This window comes from Pseudomonas berkeleyensis (assembly GCF_014109765.1).
Lineage (GTDB): Bacteria > Pseudomonadota > Gammaproteobacteria > Pseudomonadales > Pseudomonadaceae > Aquipseudomonas > Aquipseudomonas berkeleyensis.
The window spans coordinates 4,137,603-4,154,410 of the sequence record NZ_CP059139.1 but is presented as its reverse complement, the minus strand read 5'-3'; the positions used below and the strand labels follow the sequence as shown (position 1 = coordinate 4,154,410).

Below are 16,808 nucleotides of genomic sequence, written 5' to 3'. Positions count from 1 at the left end.
TATCAGTCTGCCGGATGATGGCAATATGATGTTACGTATTTCGTTGAAAAAATGACGCCGATCTATTGGCGGTGCGCTGAGCTAGCTTCGCGCGTTCGCCGATGAAGGTAATTATTTGCCTCCGAGTTCGAGGGAAATGGCGTCAGCGCAGGTTTGCAGACTTTCTCGATAACGTTCGCGCGCCACCGGGCTGTCCATCACCGCTTCCGGGCCGGAGAGGTTGATTGCCGCGACCACGTCACCGCGGTGGTCACGCACGGCGCAGGCGATCGCCGTGGAGTAGTCGGAGCGGTGCATCACCCAGCCGCGCTCGCGGTCGCGTTCGAGCAGTTGCTGCAGCTCGGGCAGGGTCTTCGGTGCGGGCGGCGGGTAGTCGTCCAGGCGTACGTGCTGGTAGAGCTTGTCCAGCTCCATGGGCGTCAGGCCGCTGAGCAGCATGCGGCCCATGGCCGTGCAGTGGCAGGGGATGCGTGTGCCGATGGGGATGTTCACCGACAGCCGCTGGGCAGCGAAGGCGCGGCCGATGTAGAGACTCTCGGTCTGCTCACGGATGGACAGGTGGCACGACAGTGAGGTGCGGTCGCGCAGGGCATTGAGGTGCGGCATGGCGATGTCCACCAGGTCGCGGCTGGCCAGGTAGGCGAAGCCGTCGCAGAGCACCTGCGGGCCCAGTTCGTAGCTGTTCTTGCCGAGCTTGCGCAGGTAGCCCATGTCGGTGAGCGTGACCAGGATGCGGTAGATGGCCGAGACGCTGACCCCCAGGCGCTCGGCGATGGTGTTGCTGCTCAGGCTGCGCTCGCTGGCGTTGAACATCTGCAGGATGCTCAGGCCGCGTTGCAGTGCGGGGACGCGGTAGTCCAGCTCGTCTTCTTGGATGCTCATGGTGCTTCCCTTGTAGCTGTGTTGCCCTCTCCCCCAGCCCCTCTCCCATGAATGGGAGAGGGGAGTGAAGAGCTCATGGCAGGGCGTCGATCCCGACCGGCTGTCCGCCGAACTCCTGCATGGCATCGAGCAGCGCGCCCCAGAAGTAATGCACCGAGGCGCGGTCGCAGAGGATGTGCAGGCACGGCACTTCGCCCAGCGGCAGGTTGGCGATGATGACGTTGATCCGCGCCGCCGAGGTCTGCGCCACCTGGCCAACGGCGAAGGCCTGCGGGCTGAGGTCGACGCCGCAAAGCTTGGCCATCACCTCGGCCTGACAGGTGCCGGTCAGCACCAGCCAGGCATGGCTGTCCTGGCGCGGCAGCAGGTACTGGCCGGCGCTGGCCTGCCACTGGCTTTCCTCGCGCTGCGCTTTGCTGCCGGCATCGTGCAGGCTGCCGAGCAGCAGGTACTCGGTTTGCGACAGGCGCAGCACGTGGCTGCCATCGGCCTGACTCAGCGCCTGGTTGGGCGCCTGCGGTAGCTGGTAGCCCAGTGCGCCCAGGTAGTCGGCAGATGCCGGGCCGCGCAGGCCGTAGCGCGCCAGGCTGGTCAGGTCGATGAGTGCGCAGTGGCCCAGCAGGGCGCTTTCGTCGCTCTGGCCGTAGGTGGTGACGATGCAGCTCTCGCCGAACGGGGCGAGGGTGGCGCCGGCCTGCAGACGGTAGAGCGGGCTGCGCGCTGCGAATTGATTGGCTTGGAGGGTCATCTCACAGCTCCTGGCGTTGGCTTTCAGGGTCATAGAAGGGCAGTTGCACCACCGTGGCCTGCACCACCTCGCCGCCTTCGACGCGGATCGGCAGGCGCTGGCCCGCCGCGGCCTGGTCGGGCGCGCAGTAGGCCAGGCCGATGATCTGGCCGAGGGTCTGCGAGTACTCGCAGGAGGTGACGTTGCCGCTGATGTCCGGCCCCTTGAGCACCAGATGGCCTTCCAGCGGCTGGCTGCTGCCTTTGGCCAGGGTGAAACCGACCAGCTTGCGGATCGGCGGCTGCGCTTCGAGGATTTCCACCGAGCGCTTGCCGACGAAGAACGGCTTGCTGCGGGCGATCGCCCAGCTCATGTCGATCTCGGCCGGGCTGGTCATGCCATCGGTGTCCTGGCTGATGATCACGTGGCCTTTTTCCAGGCGCAGCAGACGCTGGGTTTCGACGCCGAATGGGCGAATGTCGAACTCCCGACCGGCTTCCATCAGCGCATCCCACAGGGCTTCGCCGTAACGCGCCGGAACGTGAATCTCGTAGCCCAGTTCGCCGACGAAACCGACCCGCAGCAGGCGGGCGGGAATGCCGGCCACCGTGCCCAGGCGCACCGCCAGGTAGGGGAAGCCCTCGGCGGACAGGTCGACATCGCCGCAAAGTTTGGCCAGCACCTTGCGCGAGTCCGGCCCGGCCAGGTTGACCGCAGCCAGCGCGGCGGTGACGTTGGTGATGTCGACGTTCAGGCGCCACTGCGCGTTCCACTTGAGCATCTGCTGGTAGACGCGATCCACACCGCTGGTGGTGGCGCTGACGTAGAAGTGCTCGTCGGCAAAGCGTGCGCAGACGCCATCGTCGATCACCACGCCGTGCTCGTTGGTCATCAGCGCATAGCGCGAACGGCCGACCGGTTGCTTGGCGAAGGCGAAGGTGTAGAGGCGGTTGAGCAGCTCGGCGGCGTCCGGGCCGCGTACGTCGAGGCCGCCCAGGGTGGACACGTCGATCAGGCCGACCTTCTCGCGCACCTGGCGCGCTTCGGCCTGCATGCAGGCTTCGCGTTCTTCCGGCTTGCCGTAGTAGGCCGGGCGCTGCCAGATGCCGGCGGGCATCATCTTCGCCCCCAGCTCCAGATGGCGCGCGTGCATGGCGGTTTGCCGATACGGATCGAAGCCACGGCCGGCGACCTGCGCCAGGGTTTCCGGGCAGAACGGCGGGCGCGCGGTGGTCACTCCGGTTTCGCTGACGCTGCGGCCGGTGGCCTGGGCCACCAGGCGCGCGGTGGGCAGCGCCGAGTGGCGGCCCTGCGACGGGCCCATGCCGACGGTGGAGAAGCGCTTGACCAGTTGCACGTCGCGGTAGCCGTGACGGGTGGCGTTGACGATGTCACGCACTTGCAGGTCTTCGTCGAAGTCGACGAAATCCTTGCCTTTCGGGTGAGGGAAGATCGGCCAGGGGAAGTTGACTCGCGGCTCGCTTGGCAGCTCGCGCGGGCTCGAATCCGCCTCCAGACCCAGCGCAGCCAGTGCACGCAGGGCGCCGTTGGCGGCATCGGCAAGCAGCGCGTCAAGGGCGTTGCGACCATTGACCGAGCCGACCACCTGCAGCCCGCTGGGCAGGCCGGACAGGCTGAAGCAGGCACTGGCGTCGTCGTAGGCCAGCTTGCCGCCGGCCTGGCACAGCAACTGGTACACCGGCATGTAGCCGGCGGACATGCACAGCAGGTCGCAGTCGATGCGCAGGCTGCTGTCGGCGACCTTGCCCTGGCCTGTGATGCGGCGCACGTCCACGGCGTTCAGGTGCTTGTCGCCCAGCGCTTCATAGACCGTGCTGCCGGCATGGCAGGCGACGCCACGGGTTTGCAGGGCGGTGGCCAGGCTGCCGTCATCGGCGCGCTCGCGCATGTCCACCAGGGCGGCGACCTCGACACCGGCATCGAGCAGGTCGAGAGCAGCCAGGTAGCCGTCGTCGTTGCCGGTCAGTACCACGGCGCGCTGGCCCGGTTTGACCGCGTAGAGCTTGATCAGGCGCTGCGCGGCGCTGGTCAGCAGCACACCGGGCAGGTCGTTGTTGCGAAACACCACCGGCTGGTCGAAGGCACCCGCTGCGACGATGCACTGGCGGGCACGCACCTTGTACATGCGATTGCCCTGAATCACCGGCAGGTAGTGGTCGGTGAACCAGGCGTTGCAGGTGGCTTCCTTGAGGATGCGGATATTGGCGTGGCCTTCGACGGCGGCCAACAGCTCGGCGCGCAGCTCGGCGGCACGTTTGCCTTCGACGTCGAAACGCGCCCAGGCCAGCGCGCCGCCGAGGTAGTTCTGCTGTTCGATCAGCAGCACCTTGGCCCCGGCGTTGGCAGCGCTCAGCGCCGCGCACAGGCCGGCCGGGCCGGCGCCGATCACCGCCAGATCGGTGAACAGGAAGGCCTTGTCGTGGTACTGCGGCTGCAGCTTGAGGTTGAGTACGCCGAGGCCGGCTTTCTTGCGGATCAGCGGTTCCCAGACCTTCCACATGCCCTTGGGCTTATAGAAGGAACGGTAGTAGAAGCCCACCGGCATGAACTTGGAGAAGTGCCCGAGCAGGGCGTCGCGATCCTTGTCCAGGCTGCCGTTGTAGTTCTGCGCGGTGACTTGCAGACCGCCAGACAGCGGCTGCATATCGGCCAGCACGTTGGGCTCGTCCGGTAGTTGCACCAGGGTGTTGGCGTCCTGCCCGGCCATCGACAGCGGGCCGCGCGGGCGGTGGTACTTGAACGAGCGCGACAGCAGCCAGCGCTGGTTGGCCAGCAGGGCGCTGGCGATGCTGTCGCCGGCCAGACCCTGGTAGGTGGTGCCCTCGAAGTCGAAGCTGACGGGGCGGTTGCGGTCGATCAGCAGGCCCAGCGGGGCTGGCAGGCGGATATCGGCGCTCATGCGCTTACCTCCTGGGGTTTGCTGGCAGGCGCGGCGAAGTCGACGCGACGGTCGAACAGCTCCTTGGGGTCGAAGGTGCGCAGGATCTCATCGCTGACGGTGTGGCGTTCGGCCAGGAACCAGTAGCTGGAGGCGTTGTGCATCCACCACTCGGTGACGACGCCGGCGATGTTCTCGCTGTTGAACACGTAGTCGGCCCATTCGGCGTCCGTGCAGGTGTTCGGATCGGGCATGCGCTTGAGTTCGCCGCCGTAGGTGAATTCGTTGATGTTGCGAGGCCCGTTGAGCGGGCAGGGCATGATCTTCATGGTGCGAACCTCAGTGACTGGCAGCCGTGGCGCCCATCTCGTTGACCTGGCGGAAGGTCGAGAAGCGCTCGAGGGCGAAGGGTTTGATCAGCTCCGGCACCTTGCCGCCGCTGGCGACCAGCTCGGCCATGGTCTTGCCGCAGATCGGCGTGGCCTTGAAGCCCCAGGTGCCCCAGCCGGCGTCGAGGTAGTAGTTGGTCAGCGGCGAGTGACCCATGATCGGGCTGTAGTCCGGGGTCATGTCGGTGCTGCCGGCCCACTGACGCATCAGCTTGGCACCGGCCATGAACGGGAACATCTCGATGGCGTGGGCCAGCAGGCTTTCCTTCAAGTCGAGAGTCGAGCGCGTGTTGTACAGCGGGTAGGGGTCGGAGCCGCCACCGAAGACGATTTCGCCACGGCTGGTCTGCTGCACGTAGCAGTGCAGCGCCGAGGAGCTCACCAGCGGATCGAGGAACGGCTTGAACGGCTGGGTGACCATGGCCTGCAGTGGGTAGGTATGGATCGGCGCCTTGATCCCCAGCTTGTTCATCAGCAGCGAGCTGGCGCCGGCCACTGCCTGCACCACGCAGCCGCAGCGCACGGTGCCACGGTTGGTCTTCAGCGCCGTGACCTTGCCATTCTCGACGACGAAGTCCTGCACCTCGGTGAGCTGGTGGATTTCCACGCCGCGCTTGGCCGCCTGCTTGGCGTAGCCCCAGGCTACGGCGTCGTGGCGCGCGGTGGCGCCGTCGATGTGCCAGAGCCCGGCGAGCACCGGGATATGACCGGGGTCGAGGTTGAGCGTCGGTACCAGTTCGTGGATCTGCTGGCGGTCGATCATCTCGGTGCGGCCACCGAAGTGCTTGTTCACCTCGGCGCGCTGGCGGAAGGCACGCACGGTGGCGTCGGTGTGCGCCAGGGTGAGCTGGCCGCGCTCGGAATACATGATGTTGAAGTCGAACTCGTTGGACAGGTCCTTGAACATCCGCACCGACTCGGCATAGAAGCGCACGCCTTCGCTGGTGAGGTAGTTGGAGCGGATCACCGCCGTGTTGCGCGCGGTGTTGCCACCGCCGAGGTAGGACTTCTCCAGCACCGCGACGTTGGTTACGCCGTGGTACTTGGCCAGGTAATAGGCGGTGGCCAGGCCATGGCCGCCACCACCGATGATGACCACGTCGTACGCCGGCTTGAGTTCCTTCGGCGCAGGCAGGTCGACCTCCACGGGGTATTCCGAGGATAGGCCGTACTTGAGCAGGGCAAGGGGCATTGCGGTTACTCCTGGGCCGTCAGGCCATGTTGCTGGCGGGCGGCGGTGACAGTGTTCTGCATCAGCAGGGCGATGGTCATCGGGCCGACGCCACCGGGCACCGGGGTGATGGCCGAGGCCACCGGCAGCACGGCGTCGAAGTCGACATCGCCGACCAGACGCGAGCGGCCGTCCTCGTCGATGCGGTTGATGCCGACGTCGATCACCACCGCACCGGGTTTGATCCAGTCGGCGCCGATCATTCGAGGCCGACCGACGGCGGCGACGACGATGTCAGCCTGGCCACAGAGCTTCTCCGGCTTGACGCTGCGCGAATGCAGCACCGTGACGCTGCAGTTGGCGGCCAGCAGCAGCGCCGCCATCGGCTTGCCGACGATGTTCGAGCGGCCGACCACCACGGCGTGTTTGCCGGACAGGTCGCCGAGGGTGTCGCGCAGCAGACGCATGCAGCCGGCCGGCGTGCAGGGCGTGAGCACCGGGCGGCCCTGGCTGAGGCCGCCGACGTTCTCGCTGTGGAAACCGTCGACGTCCTTGGCCGGGTCGATGGCCTGCAGCACGCGGGTTTCATCGATGTGCGCCGGCAGCGGCAGTTGCACCAGGATGCCGTTGACCGATGCGTCGGCATTGAGCCCGGCCACCACTTCCAGCACGGCCTCGGCGCTGGCGTCGGCGCCCAGGCGATATTCCAGCGAGCGGATGCCCACTTCGTTGGCGCGCAGCACCTTGTTGCGCACGTAGACGTGGCTGGCCGGGTCGTCACCGACCAGCACCACGGCCAGCGCCGGCTCGATGCCTGCACCCTTGAGTACGGCCACGTCGGCGGCGACTTCGGCGAGCACGCGGGCGGAGGCGGCCTTGCCGTCGATCAGCTTGCTGCTCATCGGAAGATCACCGTCTTGTCGTGATTGAGGAACACGCGGTGCTCGAGGTGGTACTTGACTGCCTTGGACAGGGCCACGGTTTCGGTGTCACGGCCCACCGCGACCAGCGCGTCGGGGGTGTAGTTGTGATCCACGCGTTGCACTTCCTGCTCGATGATCGGGCCTTCGTCGAGATCCGAGGTGACGTAGTGCGCAGTGGCGCCGATCAGCTTCACGCCGCGATCGAAGGCCTGGTGATAGGGCTTGGCGCCCTTGAACCCAGGCAGGAACGAGTGGTGAATGTTGATGGCGCGGCCGGACAGTTGCTTGCACAGGTCGTCGGAGAGGATCTGCATGTAGCGCGCCAGCACCACCAGATCGGTCTTGGTCTCGTCGACGATCTTCAGCAACTCGGCTTCCTGCTGGGCCTTGGTGTCCTTGGTCACCGGCAGGTAGATGAAGCGGATGCCCTCGCGCTCGGCCATCGGCCGCAGGTCGAGGTGGTTGGAAACGATGGCGGTGATCTTCATCTGCAACTCGCCCTTCTGGTGGCGATAGAGCAGGTCGGCCAGGCAATGGTCGTACTTGCTGACCATCAGCAGCACACGCATCGGCTCGGTGGTGTCGTGCAGCTCCCAGGTCATCTCGAAGCGTTCAGCGACATCGACGAAGCCGTCCTGAATCAGCTGGATATCGCCGGCAAAGCCACTGTTGAAACGGAAAACCGCACGCATGAAGAAAGAGCCGCTGACCTCGTCATCGAACTGCGCCATCTCGCTGATGTAGCAACCATGGTCGGCAAGGAAGGACGTTACGGCGGCGACGATGCCCGATGTGGCCGGGCAACTGATCTTGATCACGAACGGGTGCTTGGCGTGCTGCATGGCGAATCCTCTGCTGGGGTCGGCGGCAGGAAAATCTTCATGGATAAAAGAGATGTTCGTCTGTGAATAAAAATTACTGTGACGAATCTATTTTTCGTGTTGGTGATTTTTATAAGTGAATGAAGGTGCTCTGTCCATGCCTGTTAGGAATTTTTTTATCCTGAAGGGAAATAAAAGACGGGTGGCAGCGACGCTCCTATTCGCGACGCAATCCAGAACGGCTTGCACGCAAATGACGTGGAGGAGCGAGCCCGTAGGGTGCGCTGTGCGCACCGGGTGAACGCTGTCGTCAGGCGGTGCGCGCAGCGCACCCTACGGTGTAGCCCGGATGCAATCCGGGGTGGGCTGCGTGCAGATGGTTCGGCAGGCACGAGCTGTAGGGTGCTCCATGTGCACCGGGGAGAACGCTGTCGTCAGGCGGTGCGCGCGGCGCACCCTACGGTGTAGCCCGGATGCAATCCGGGGTGGCCAGTGTGCAGATGGCTCGGCGTGCACGAGCTGTAGGGTGCGCCATGCGCACCGGGGAGAACGCTGTCGTCAGGCGGTGCGCACAGCGCACCCTACGGGTATGTAGCTCGGATGTAATCCGGGGTGGCCAGTGTGCACATGGCTCGGTGGGCACGAGCTGTAGGGTGCGCCGTGCGCACCGAGGAAAACTCTGTTGTCAGGCAACACGCACAGCGCACCCGACGACGCTCAACCCCGACGAGGAAGGTCGAGCACTGCCAGCAGCCCGCCACCCGTGCGGGGTTGCAAGGTGAGGCTGCCGCCGTGGGCGCTGGCGATCTGCCGGGCGATGCTCAGTCCCAGGCCGTAACCACCGGCACTCTCGCTGCGCGCTTCGTCCTGGCGGTAGAAGGGCTCCATGACGCGCTCCAGCAGCGCCTCGTCGATGCCCGGCCCACGGTCGGCAATGCCGATGCGCAGTTGTTCGGCACTGTCTTCGAGCTGGATTTCGATCAACCCGCCGGCATGCCGCACGGCATTCTCCAGCAGGTTCTGCAGGCAGCGGTGCAGGCCACTGGCATGCGCCACCAGCGGTCGAGCGTTGCCGTGGATTTCGACCTGCGCCCCCAGGTCGTGAAAGTCCGCCTGCAGGCCCTGTAGCAAGGCGTTCATATCCACCGGTTCGCGGGCGTCATCCAGCTCGCCGCTGCGCAGGAAGTCGAGGCTGGCCGAGACCATCTCCTCCATCCGTTGCAGGTCGTCGCGAAAGCGCTGGCGGGTGGCTTCGTCGGCGAGCAGTTCAGCACGCAGGCGCAGACGGGTGATCGGCGTGCGCAAATCATGCGAGACGGCGGCGAAGAAGCGCGTGCGCTCGGCGATGCTGTCGATCAGCCGGCGCTGCATGGCATTGAACGCCTGCGCGGCCTGGCGTACTTCGCGCGGCCCGTCGACCGGCAGGGGCGGGCGGTGAATATCCTGGCCGAGGGCTTCGGCGGCGCCGGTCATGCGTTGCAGTGGGCGCAGCACCAGGCGCACCGCGAGCAGGGCGATGAGTACCACGACGATGATGCGCAGCAGGTAGATGCGGGTCAGGTAGTCGAGCAGCAACGACAGGGTCGAGGCGCTCGTCCAGCCCTGTTCCTCGATGGCTTCCAGATACAGCACGGGGCCGCTGGGCAACTGCAGTTCGACCTGGAAACGGCCACTGGCTGGCGTCGTGCCAAACAGCACCGGCAGGCTGGCGGGGTGGCCGTCCGGGTCGAGCACGTCGAGCGCCAGCAGGCGCAGGGTTGGCGTGCTGCCGGTGCGTTCGGCGATCACCTGGCGCAGCAGTGCCTCGCGGTTGCGGTCGGCTTCGTCCAGTTGCCTGGCGGGCGGTGCTGCTTCCAGCAGGCGCAAGTCCGGCCCTTGCAGCGCCTCGATCAGGGGCACCGCCAGGGCCGGATCACGGCGGTCGAGCAGGATCAGGTCGGCCAGGCGCGTGGCCAGCAGGCGCGTGGGTATCTCCAGTACCTGGCCGTGGCGCATCTCGTACCAGATGCTGCTGGTGAGAATCTGCGCGGCGAACAGACCGGCCACCAGAATCAGCACCAGACGGCCGAACAGCGAATCGGGCCAGAGCCGCTTCACGCCTGCTGTACCTCTTCGACGGTCAGGGCATAGCCCTCGTTGCGCACGGTGCGGATCAGCCTGGGCGCACGCGGGTCGTCTTCCAGATGCTGACGCAGGCGGCTGATGCACACGTCGATGCTGCGGTCGAACGGCGCGCGTTCCTTGTCGAAGGCGTGGCCGAGCAGAAAGTCGCGGCTCAGCGGGCGGTTGGGGTGTTGCAGCAGCAGGCGCAGCACGCGGTAGTCGGAGTTGCCAAGGCTGATCACCAGCCCGGCGGGCGAGCGCAGCTGGCGCGTGGCGGTATCCAGGCGCCAGCCGGCGAAACGCAGGCTGGTGGCTTCATCGAGGCGGGCGCGATCCGGGAAGCTCTGCGTGCGGCGCAGCACCACCTTGATCCGTGCCAGCAGCTCGCGCGGGTCGAAAGGTTTGGCCAGGTAGTCGTCGGCGCCCATTTCCAGGCCGACGATGCGGTCGACCAGGGTGCCGCGCGCGGTGAGCATGATCACCGGAATATTGCTGCGTACACGCAGCTCGCGGCACAGGGTGAGGCCGTCCTCGCCGGGCAGCATCAGGTCGAGTACCACCAGGTCGATCAATTGCTCTTCCAGACGCTTGCGCATCTCCGCCCCCTGACTGGCCACCGAGGTCTGGTAGCCGGCCTCGCTCAGGTAGGTGGCGAGCAACTGACGAATCTCGGGGTCGTCATCGACGATGAGGATGTGATCCGGTCGGGACATCGGGCAGTACCTGCAAAGGCTGAGCGCGGAACATACACCGACGCCCAGGGGCAAATGTAATGGATTGTTTTGGAACGCGTTCGGTTGGCGCTTCCGATACATCTTCGAGGCAGCCCGGGAGGGGCGGGTCGATAGAATTCCTTAAATAAAAATGCGAGTGATTGTATTTAAGGAGTTGCAATGCCCCAAGCGCTTTCCACGTCTCCCCTCAGCCTGTCGCGCACGCTGGCTCCGGCCTTTGGCCTGATGCTTGGCGTCTGTGCGTTGCCGGTGATGGCTGACGCTGCGGCCATCGACCTTCCGGATCTGCAGGTTTCCGGCAAGCGTACGACCTACAAGGCCGACAACGCCTCCTCGGCGAAGATCGCCGTGCCGCTGCTCGATGCTCCGCAAAGCGTCAACGTGGTGCCGCGCGAGGTGCTCGAAGAACAGAACGCGCAGAGCCTGCAGGACGTGCTGCGCAACGTGCCGGGCATCACCTTCATGTCCGGCGAAGGCAACCTGGGTTGGGGCGACCTGTTCTCCATTCGCGGCTTCTCCTCGGAGCAGAGCCTGACCGTCGACGGTGTGCGCGATGCCGGCATGTCCAGCCGCAACGACACCTTCAACCTGGAGCAGGCGGAAGTCTATAAAGGCACCGGTTCGGTGGAGTCGGGCGTCTCGGCGATTGGCGGCAGCGTCAACCTGGTCAGCAAACGCGCTCACCTGGGCGATGCCGGCAAGCTCTCCGCTGGCATCGGCACTGACAACTACAAGCGCCTGACCGCCGACATCAACCGCGAGATCAACGACACCAGCGCGGTGCGCATCAACCTGATGAAACACTACAGCGCCGTCGCCGAGCGTGATGAGGTGGATTACGACCGCTGGGGCCTGGCGACTTCCTTCGGTCTTGGTCTGGGCACCGACACGCGCCTGTGGCTGGATGCCTTCTTCCAGAAGGACAATAACACCCCGGACGGCGGTGTGCCGATCCAGCGCGGCACCAACGGCAAACGCATGCCCGGCGTATCGCGCGATGCCTGGTACGGCGATTCCAGCCTGTACACCCAGCGCAGCGAAACGCGCTCGCTGACCGGCTTGTTCGAGCATGATTTCGACGACAGCACCACGTTGCGCAACCAGCTGCGCTGGCAGCAGACCGATAACTGGGCGGTGCTCTCGCCGGCGCGCTTCGTCGCTGCCAATGCCGATGGCAGCCGCAACTGCAGCGGCACACGCTGCGCCAGCCTCGGCTATATCGGTGTCGGCCCGGCCAGTTCGATCAATGGCGTCAACTCCTACACCGACTACATCAACAGCGGCGATACCCGCTACGCCTACCTGCGCGGCAGCGATTTCGGCCTGTCCAAGCGCTACTCGATCATCGACAACCAGACCGACCTGAGCTTCGCCTTCAACACCGGCGGCATCGGTCATCAGGCGGTCACCGGCGTCGAGCTGTACAAGGAAACCTACGCCGGCCTGCACAACACCATGAAGGTGCCGGACGGCGCGATGTTCTTCGACATGAGCGACCCGGCCCACCAGTTCGCCTCTACCTATGCACGCAAGGGCTACGGCGACCCGGCCACCGAGGTGAAGAACGCCGGCTTGTACGTCTCCGACACCCTGACCTTCAGCCCGCAATGGCAATTGCTGTTGTCGCTGCGCTACGACCGCTGGAAGGTCGCTACCGAGACCGCCGGCAATGAAACCAGCCGCAGCGACGATACCTTTGGCGGCCGCGCCGGGCTGGTTTTCAAACCGGCCGAGAACGGCAGCATCTACCTGTCCTACAGCCAGTCGGCGCAGCCGTCGGCCATCGGCGCCAGCACCAACAACCAGGTGTACGGCGCGGCCAGCACGGCGGACTACGAGCCGGCCGAGGCGCGCACCTACGAGCTGGGCACCAAGTGGGAGCTGCTCGATGATCGCCTGGGCCTGACCGCCGCGCTGTTCCGCACCGAGCTGGACAACAGCTGGGAATACAGCGAGGGCGAGACCGCACCCGTGCGTGCGCTGCCGGCCAAGCGGGTCGACGGCATCGAGCTGGGTCTGCAGGGCGAGCTGACCTCGAAGTGGAGCGCCTACGCCGGCTTCGCCGCGATGAAGAGCCGCCAGACCAAGGGTGCCAACAAGGGCGAGGAGGCCAAGAACGTCCCCGACCTGACCGCCAACCTGTGGACGACCTACGAGCTCACCGATGACCTGAGCCTGAGCTACGGCGCCAACTATGTCGGCCGCCGCCGCTACAGCGACAACAAGTACGTCGGCGGGCTGAACAACAACAGCAGCAACGCCGAAGGCCCGGCTGGCGTGTTGCCCATCTACACCCGCGACCACGAGAAGGCGCCTGGCTACTGGCTGCACAGCGTGGCCGCGCGTTATCAGGTGGACGCCAGCACCACGTTCAACCTCAACGTCGAGAACCTGTTCAACACGTTCTACTACAGCCGCATCGGTGCCTCGCTCGATGGCTTCCAGCTGTACGGCGTACCGGGTGCCGGACGTACCGTCACCGCCAGCGTGGATTACAGCTTCTGATGCTGATCGAAATCGAAGCGCTGCTCAGCGCCACGGAACTCGACGAGGTGCGCCGGCAACTGCTGGCGCAACCCTGGGTCGACGGCAAGGTCACGGCCGGCGTGCAGTCGGCGCAGGTCAAGGTCAACCGCCAGCTGGACGAGGACAACCCGCTGGCCCGTCAGCTTGGCGAACTGATCCTGCGGCGCCTGTCGAACAACGCGTTGTTCATGTCCGCTGCCTTGCCCAAGCGCATCTATCCGCCGCTGTTCAATCGCTACGGCGGCGGCGAGGCGTTCGGCTTCCATGTCGACAACGCCATTCGCGGCATCAAGGGCGTGCGCGAACGCGTGCGCACCGACCTGTCGGCGACGCTGTTCCTGGCTGACCCATCCAGCTACAACGGCGGTGAGCTGGTGATCCGCGACACCTTCGGCGAGCAGCGCGTCAAGTTGCCGGCCGGGCATCTGGTGCTTTATCCCGGCAGCAGCCTGCACCGCGTCGAGCCGGTGACGCGCGGCGAGCGTCTGGCCTCGTTCTTCTGGATCGAGAGCCTGGTACGCGAGGACGGCCAGCGGCAGATGCTGCTGGACATGGATGTGGCCATCCAGCGCCTCACTGCCCAGGGCGCCGACGACCAATCACTGCTGGAACTCACCGGCGTCTATCACAACCTGCTCCGTCGCTGGAGCGACACCTGAATCCATTCGAGGTCATCTGCATGAGAATCTCTTTGCTGCGGCGCGCCTGTGCGTTGCCCCTGTTACTGCTGGCCCTGGCCGGCTCCGCCCACGCCGTGGAAGTCACCGACGTGCTCGGGCGCAAGGTCGACGTACCGGCTGAACCCAAGCGTGTGGTGCTGGGGGAAGGACGGCTGTTCTTTGCCCTGGCGCTGCTCGACCGCGAGGCGCCGTTCCAGCGTGTGGTCGGCTGGCAGAACGACATGCGCCTGCTCGACCCGCACACCTATGAGGTCTACGCGCAGAAATACCCGGCCATCGCCGATATTCCACTGATTGGCCAGGCGTCCGAGCAGAGTGTCAGCGCCGAGCAGATCCTTGCTCTCAAGCCTGATCTGGCAGTGTTCAGCATCGCCGGCGAAGGCCCGACCCAGCACAGCCCGGTCGCCGACCTGCTGGCCGCTGCGGGCGTGCCGGTGCTGTTCATCGATTTTCGCGTGCACCCGATCAAGAACACCCGCGTCAGCCTGGAGGCACTGGGCAAACTACTCGGCCGTGAGCGCGAGGCTCAGGAATACCTGAGCCTGTACGACCGTCACCTGGCACGCGTCACCGATGCCGTGGCCGACCTGCCGGATGCGCAGCGGCCCAAGGTGTTTCTCGAACTGCTGGCCGGCGTCTGGCAGGCGCCGGGTCACACCACCGGCAAGAGCGGCCTGGGCGGCGTGGTGGAGGCAGTCGGTGGGCACAATATCGCCGCCGGCGTGGTGCCGGGCGCTATTGGTGACGTCAGCGTCGAGTACGTGCTGACCGCCGATCCGGACGTCTATATCGCCACCGGCAACCGCAACCCCGGCGTGCTGCTCGGCGCTGGCGTGGACGAGCAGACCGCCCGCGACAGCCTGACGAAGATCACCGCGCGCCCCGAGTTCGCGCCGTTGCGACCGATCCGCGCTGGCCAGGCGCATGGCCTGTGGCATGACTTCTACAACTCGCCGTTCAACATCCTCGCCATCGAGAGCATGGCGCGCTGGATTCACCCCGAGCGCTTCGCCGACCTCGATCCACAGGCGACCCTGGCCGAGATCAACCGCTTCCTTGCCGTTGGCCTGGATGGCCACTACTGGATCGATGCAACGCCGTGAGTGCCTATCTGCAACGTGCCGGCGCGCCTGCGCTGGAGGCGGCAGCGCTGAGCTACCGCCGCCTGCTGCTACATCGCAGCGTGCTGGTGGGCGTGTTGCTGGCGCTGCTGGTGGCCAGCGTGCTGGCTGACCTGGCCAGCGGCGCCTCGGGCATGGGCCTGGGCCAGTTGCTGGCCGGCATTCTCGACCCCGATGCGCTGAGCGCCACCGAGCGGGTGATCATCTGGAACGTGCGCCTGCCGTACGCGCTGATGGCGGTGCTGGTCGGCGCCGCGTTGTCGCTGGCTGGCGCCGAGATGCAGGCGATCCTCGACAACCCGTTGGCCAGTCCTTTCACCCTCGGTGTGTCCTCGGCGGCAGCGCTTGGCGCCTCGCTGGCTATCGCCTATCCGCTGGCCATCGACTGGCTGGCGCCGAGCGGCCAGGTGACGGTGGCGGCGTTCGTCTTCGCCTGCCTGTCGGTGCTGCTGTTGCAGGCCATGTCGCGCCTGCGCGGGGCGGGTGTGGAGAGCCTGGTGCTGTTCGGCATCGCCCTGGTGTTCAGTTGCAACGCACTGGTGTCGCTGCTGCAACTGCTGGCTACCGAGGACGTGTTGCAGCAACTGGTGTTCTGGACGCTGGGCAGCCTGGCGCGAGCCAACTGGGAGAAGCTCGCCATTCTCGCTACGGTGCTCGCAGTGCTGTTGCCGTTCTCCTTGCGTGCCGCACCGGGCATGACCTTGCTGCGCATGGGCGAAGATCGTGCACGCAGCTTCGGCGTCGATGTACGCCGCCTGCGCTACGCCTCGCTGCTGCGTATCAGCCTGCTGGCCGCCACCGCCGTGGCCTTCGTCGGCACCATCGGTTTCGTCGGCCTGGTCGGCCCGCATATGGCGCGCCTGCTGGTCGGTGAGGATCAGCGCTTCTTGCTGCCGGCCAGCGCGCTGGTCGGCGCCTTGCTGCTGTCGCTGTCGTCCATCGCCAGCAAGCTGATCCTGCCGGGCGTGATCGTGCCGGTGGGCATCGTCACCGCGCTGGTCGGGGTGCCGGTGTTCGTCGCGCTGGTGTTTCGCCGTGGGAGGCGCCTGTGAATCTCAAGGTCGATGGCATCGAGGTGGCGTACGGTCGCCGCCGCATCATTCATGGTCTGTCGCTACCGGAGTTGCCGGCCGGCAGCCTGGTGGCACTGGTGGGCCCCAATGGCGCCGGCAAGTCCACGCTACTGCGCGCGTTGGCCGGGCTTGAGCGCATGCAGGGCGGGCTGAGCCTGGGCGGCCGCGACCTGACCCGGCTGAACGCCGCCGAGCGATCGCGCTTGCTGGCCTATATGCCGCAGCAACTGCCGCCAGGTATCGCCCTCGGTGTGCTGGAAAGCGTGATCGCCGCGCTGCGAGTGGGTAACGAGCCCGATGTACTGCGTGCTTCGTTCGAGGCGCTGGCACGGATTGGCATCGAGGATCTGGCCGAGCAATCGCTGGACGGCCTGTCCGGCGGTCAGCGGCAACTGGTTTCGCTGGCCCAACTGATCGCGCGCAAGCCGCAGGTGCTGCTGCTGGACGAGCCGACCAGCGCGCTCGATCTGCATTACCAGTTGCGGGTGATGGACTGCGTGCGTGAGCTGGTGCGTGAACACCAGTTACTGGCCGTGGCGGTACTGCACGACATCAACCTGGCCGCTGCCTGCGCCGACTTCATCGTGGTGCTGCATGGCGGCCAGTTGTACGCCAGTGGCGCACCGGCAGAGGTGTTGACCCCGGCGTTGCTGGCCGAGGTCTACGGCGTCGAGGCGCGGGTCGAGCAATGTTCGCGCGGGCGCCTGCAGGTGCTGGTGGATCGGGCGCTGCCCAGAGCCCGATCAGGCGCGCAGTGAT

14 protein-coding genes are annotated in these 16,808 nt (G+C 66.0%); 5 read left to right on the top strand and 9 right to left on the bottom strand.

Annotation, left to right across the window (positions count from 1 at the left end; genetic code table 11):
* Positions 1-111 precede the first annotated feature (111 nt).
* The 9 genes from HS968_RS19260 to HS968_RS19220 all read right to left on the bottom strand — a co-directional run bounded on the left by HS968_RS19260 (position 112) and on the right by HS968_RS19220 (position 10,628).
* A complete protein-coding gene (locus HS968_RS19260; protein ID WP_182368221.1) occupies positions 112-882 on the bottom strand; it encodes an IclR family transcriptional regulator in 771 nt (256 codons plus the stop codon).
* Positions 883-955: 73 nt separating this feature from the next.
* A complete protein-coding gene (locus HS968_RS19255) occupies positions 956-1,630 on the bottom strand; it encodes a sarcosine oxidase subunit gamma (protein WP_182368219.1) in 675 nt (224 codons plus the stop codon).
* A 1-nt stretch (position 1,631) separates the two neighbouring features.
* Complete coding sequence (locus tag HS968_RS19250; protein WP_182368217.1) at positions 1,632-4,529, bottom strand: 2Fe-2S iron-sulfur cluster-binding protein; 2,898 nt, start codon at positions 4,527-4,529, stop codon at positions 1,632-1,634.
* Positions 4,526-4,837, bottom strand: a complete 312-nt coding sequence (locus tag HS968_RS19245) for a sarcosine oxidase subunit delta (protein WP_182368215.1) — start codon at positions 4,835-4,837, stop codon at positions 4,526-4,528. Before HS968_RS19245 ends, HS968_RS19250 begins: the two co-directional genes overlap by 4 nt.
* A 10-nt stretch (positions 4,838-4,847) precedes the next feature.
* The gene (locus tag HS968_RS19240) at positions 4,848-6,089 is read right to left on the bottom strand and encodes an FAD-dependent oxidoreductase (protein WP_182368213.1); all 1,242 of its coding nucleotides are present in this window, start codon (positions 6,087-6,089) and stop codon (positions 4,848-4,850) included.
* A 5-nt stretch (positions 6,090-6,094) separates the two neighbouring features.
* Positions 6,095-6,970, bottom strand: a complete 876-nt coding sequence (gene folD, locus HS968_RS19235) for a bifunctional methylenetetrahydrofolate dehydrogenase/methenyltetrahydrofolate cyclohydrolase FolD (protein WP_182368211.1) — start codon at positions 6,968-6,970, stop codon at positions 6,095-6,097.
* Positions 6,967-7,833: a formyltetrahydrofolate deformylase gene (gene purU / locus HS968_RS19230; protein ID WP_182368209.1), complete on the bottom strand. Its 867-nt coding sequence runs from the start codon at positions 7,831-7,833 to the stop codon at positions 6,967-6,969. Before purU ends, folD begins: the two co-directional genes overlap by 4 nt.
* 696 nt (positions 7,834-8,529) lie before the next feature.
* Positions 8,530-9,909, bottom strand: a complete 1,380-nt coding sequence (locus tag HS968_RS19225; RefSeq protein WP_182368207.1) for an ATP-binding protein — start codon at positions 9,907-9,909, stop codon at positions 8,530-8,532.
* Entirely contained in the window at positions 9,906-10,628 is a 723-nt protein-coding gene (locus HS968_RS19220; RefSeq protein ID WP_119693201.1) for a response regulator, read from the bottom strand. The genes HS968_RS19225 and HS968_RS19220 overlap by 4 nt, the downstream gene beginning before the upstream one ends.
* Positions 10,629-10,808: 180 nt before the next feature.
* Here HS968_RS19220 and HS968_RS19215 point away from each other — a divergent pair, with 180 nt between their 5' ends.
* Genes HS968_RS19215 through HS968_RS19195 form a run of 5 tightly spaced genes read left to right on the top strand, consistent with a single transcriptional unit; the run spans position 10,809 to position 16,807 of the window.
* Entirely contained in the window at positions 10,809-13,154 is a 2,346-nt protein-coding gene (locus HS968_RS19215; protein WP_182368205.1) for a TonB-dependent receptor, read from the top strand.
* On the top strand, positions 13,154-13,834 hold the full coding sequence (locus HS968_RS19210; protein ID WP_182368203.1) for a Fe2+-dependent dioxygenase: 681 nt from the start codon (positions 13,154-13,156) through the stop codon (positions 13,832-13,834). The genes HS968_RS19215 and HS968_RS19210 overlap by 1 nt, the downstream gene beginning before the upstream one ends.
* A 20-nt stretch (positions 13,835-13,854) precedes the next feature.
* Complete coding sequence (locus HS968_RS19205; protein ID WP_182368201.1) at positions 13,855-14,958, top strand: ABC transporter substrate-binding protein; 1,104 nt, start codon at positions 13,855-13,857, stop codon at positions 14,956-14,958.
* Positions 14,955-16,028: a FecCD family ABC transporter permease gene (locus HS968_RS19200; protein WP_182368199.1), complete on the top strand. Its 1,074-nt coding sequence runs from the start codon at positions 14,955-14,957 to the stop codon at positions 16,026-16,028. The genes HS968_RS19205 and HS968_RS19200 overlap by 4 nt, the downstream gene beginning before the upstream one ends.
* On the top strand, positions 16,025-16,807 hold the full coding sequence (locus HS968_RS19195) for an ABC transporter ATP-binding protein (RefSeq protein ID WP_182368197.1): 783 nt from the start codon (positions 16,025-16,027) through the stop codon (positions 16,805-16,807). Before HS968_RS19200 ends, HS968_RS19195 begins: the two co-directional genes overlap by 4 nt.
* Position 16,808 lies beyond the last annotated feature (1 nt).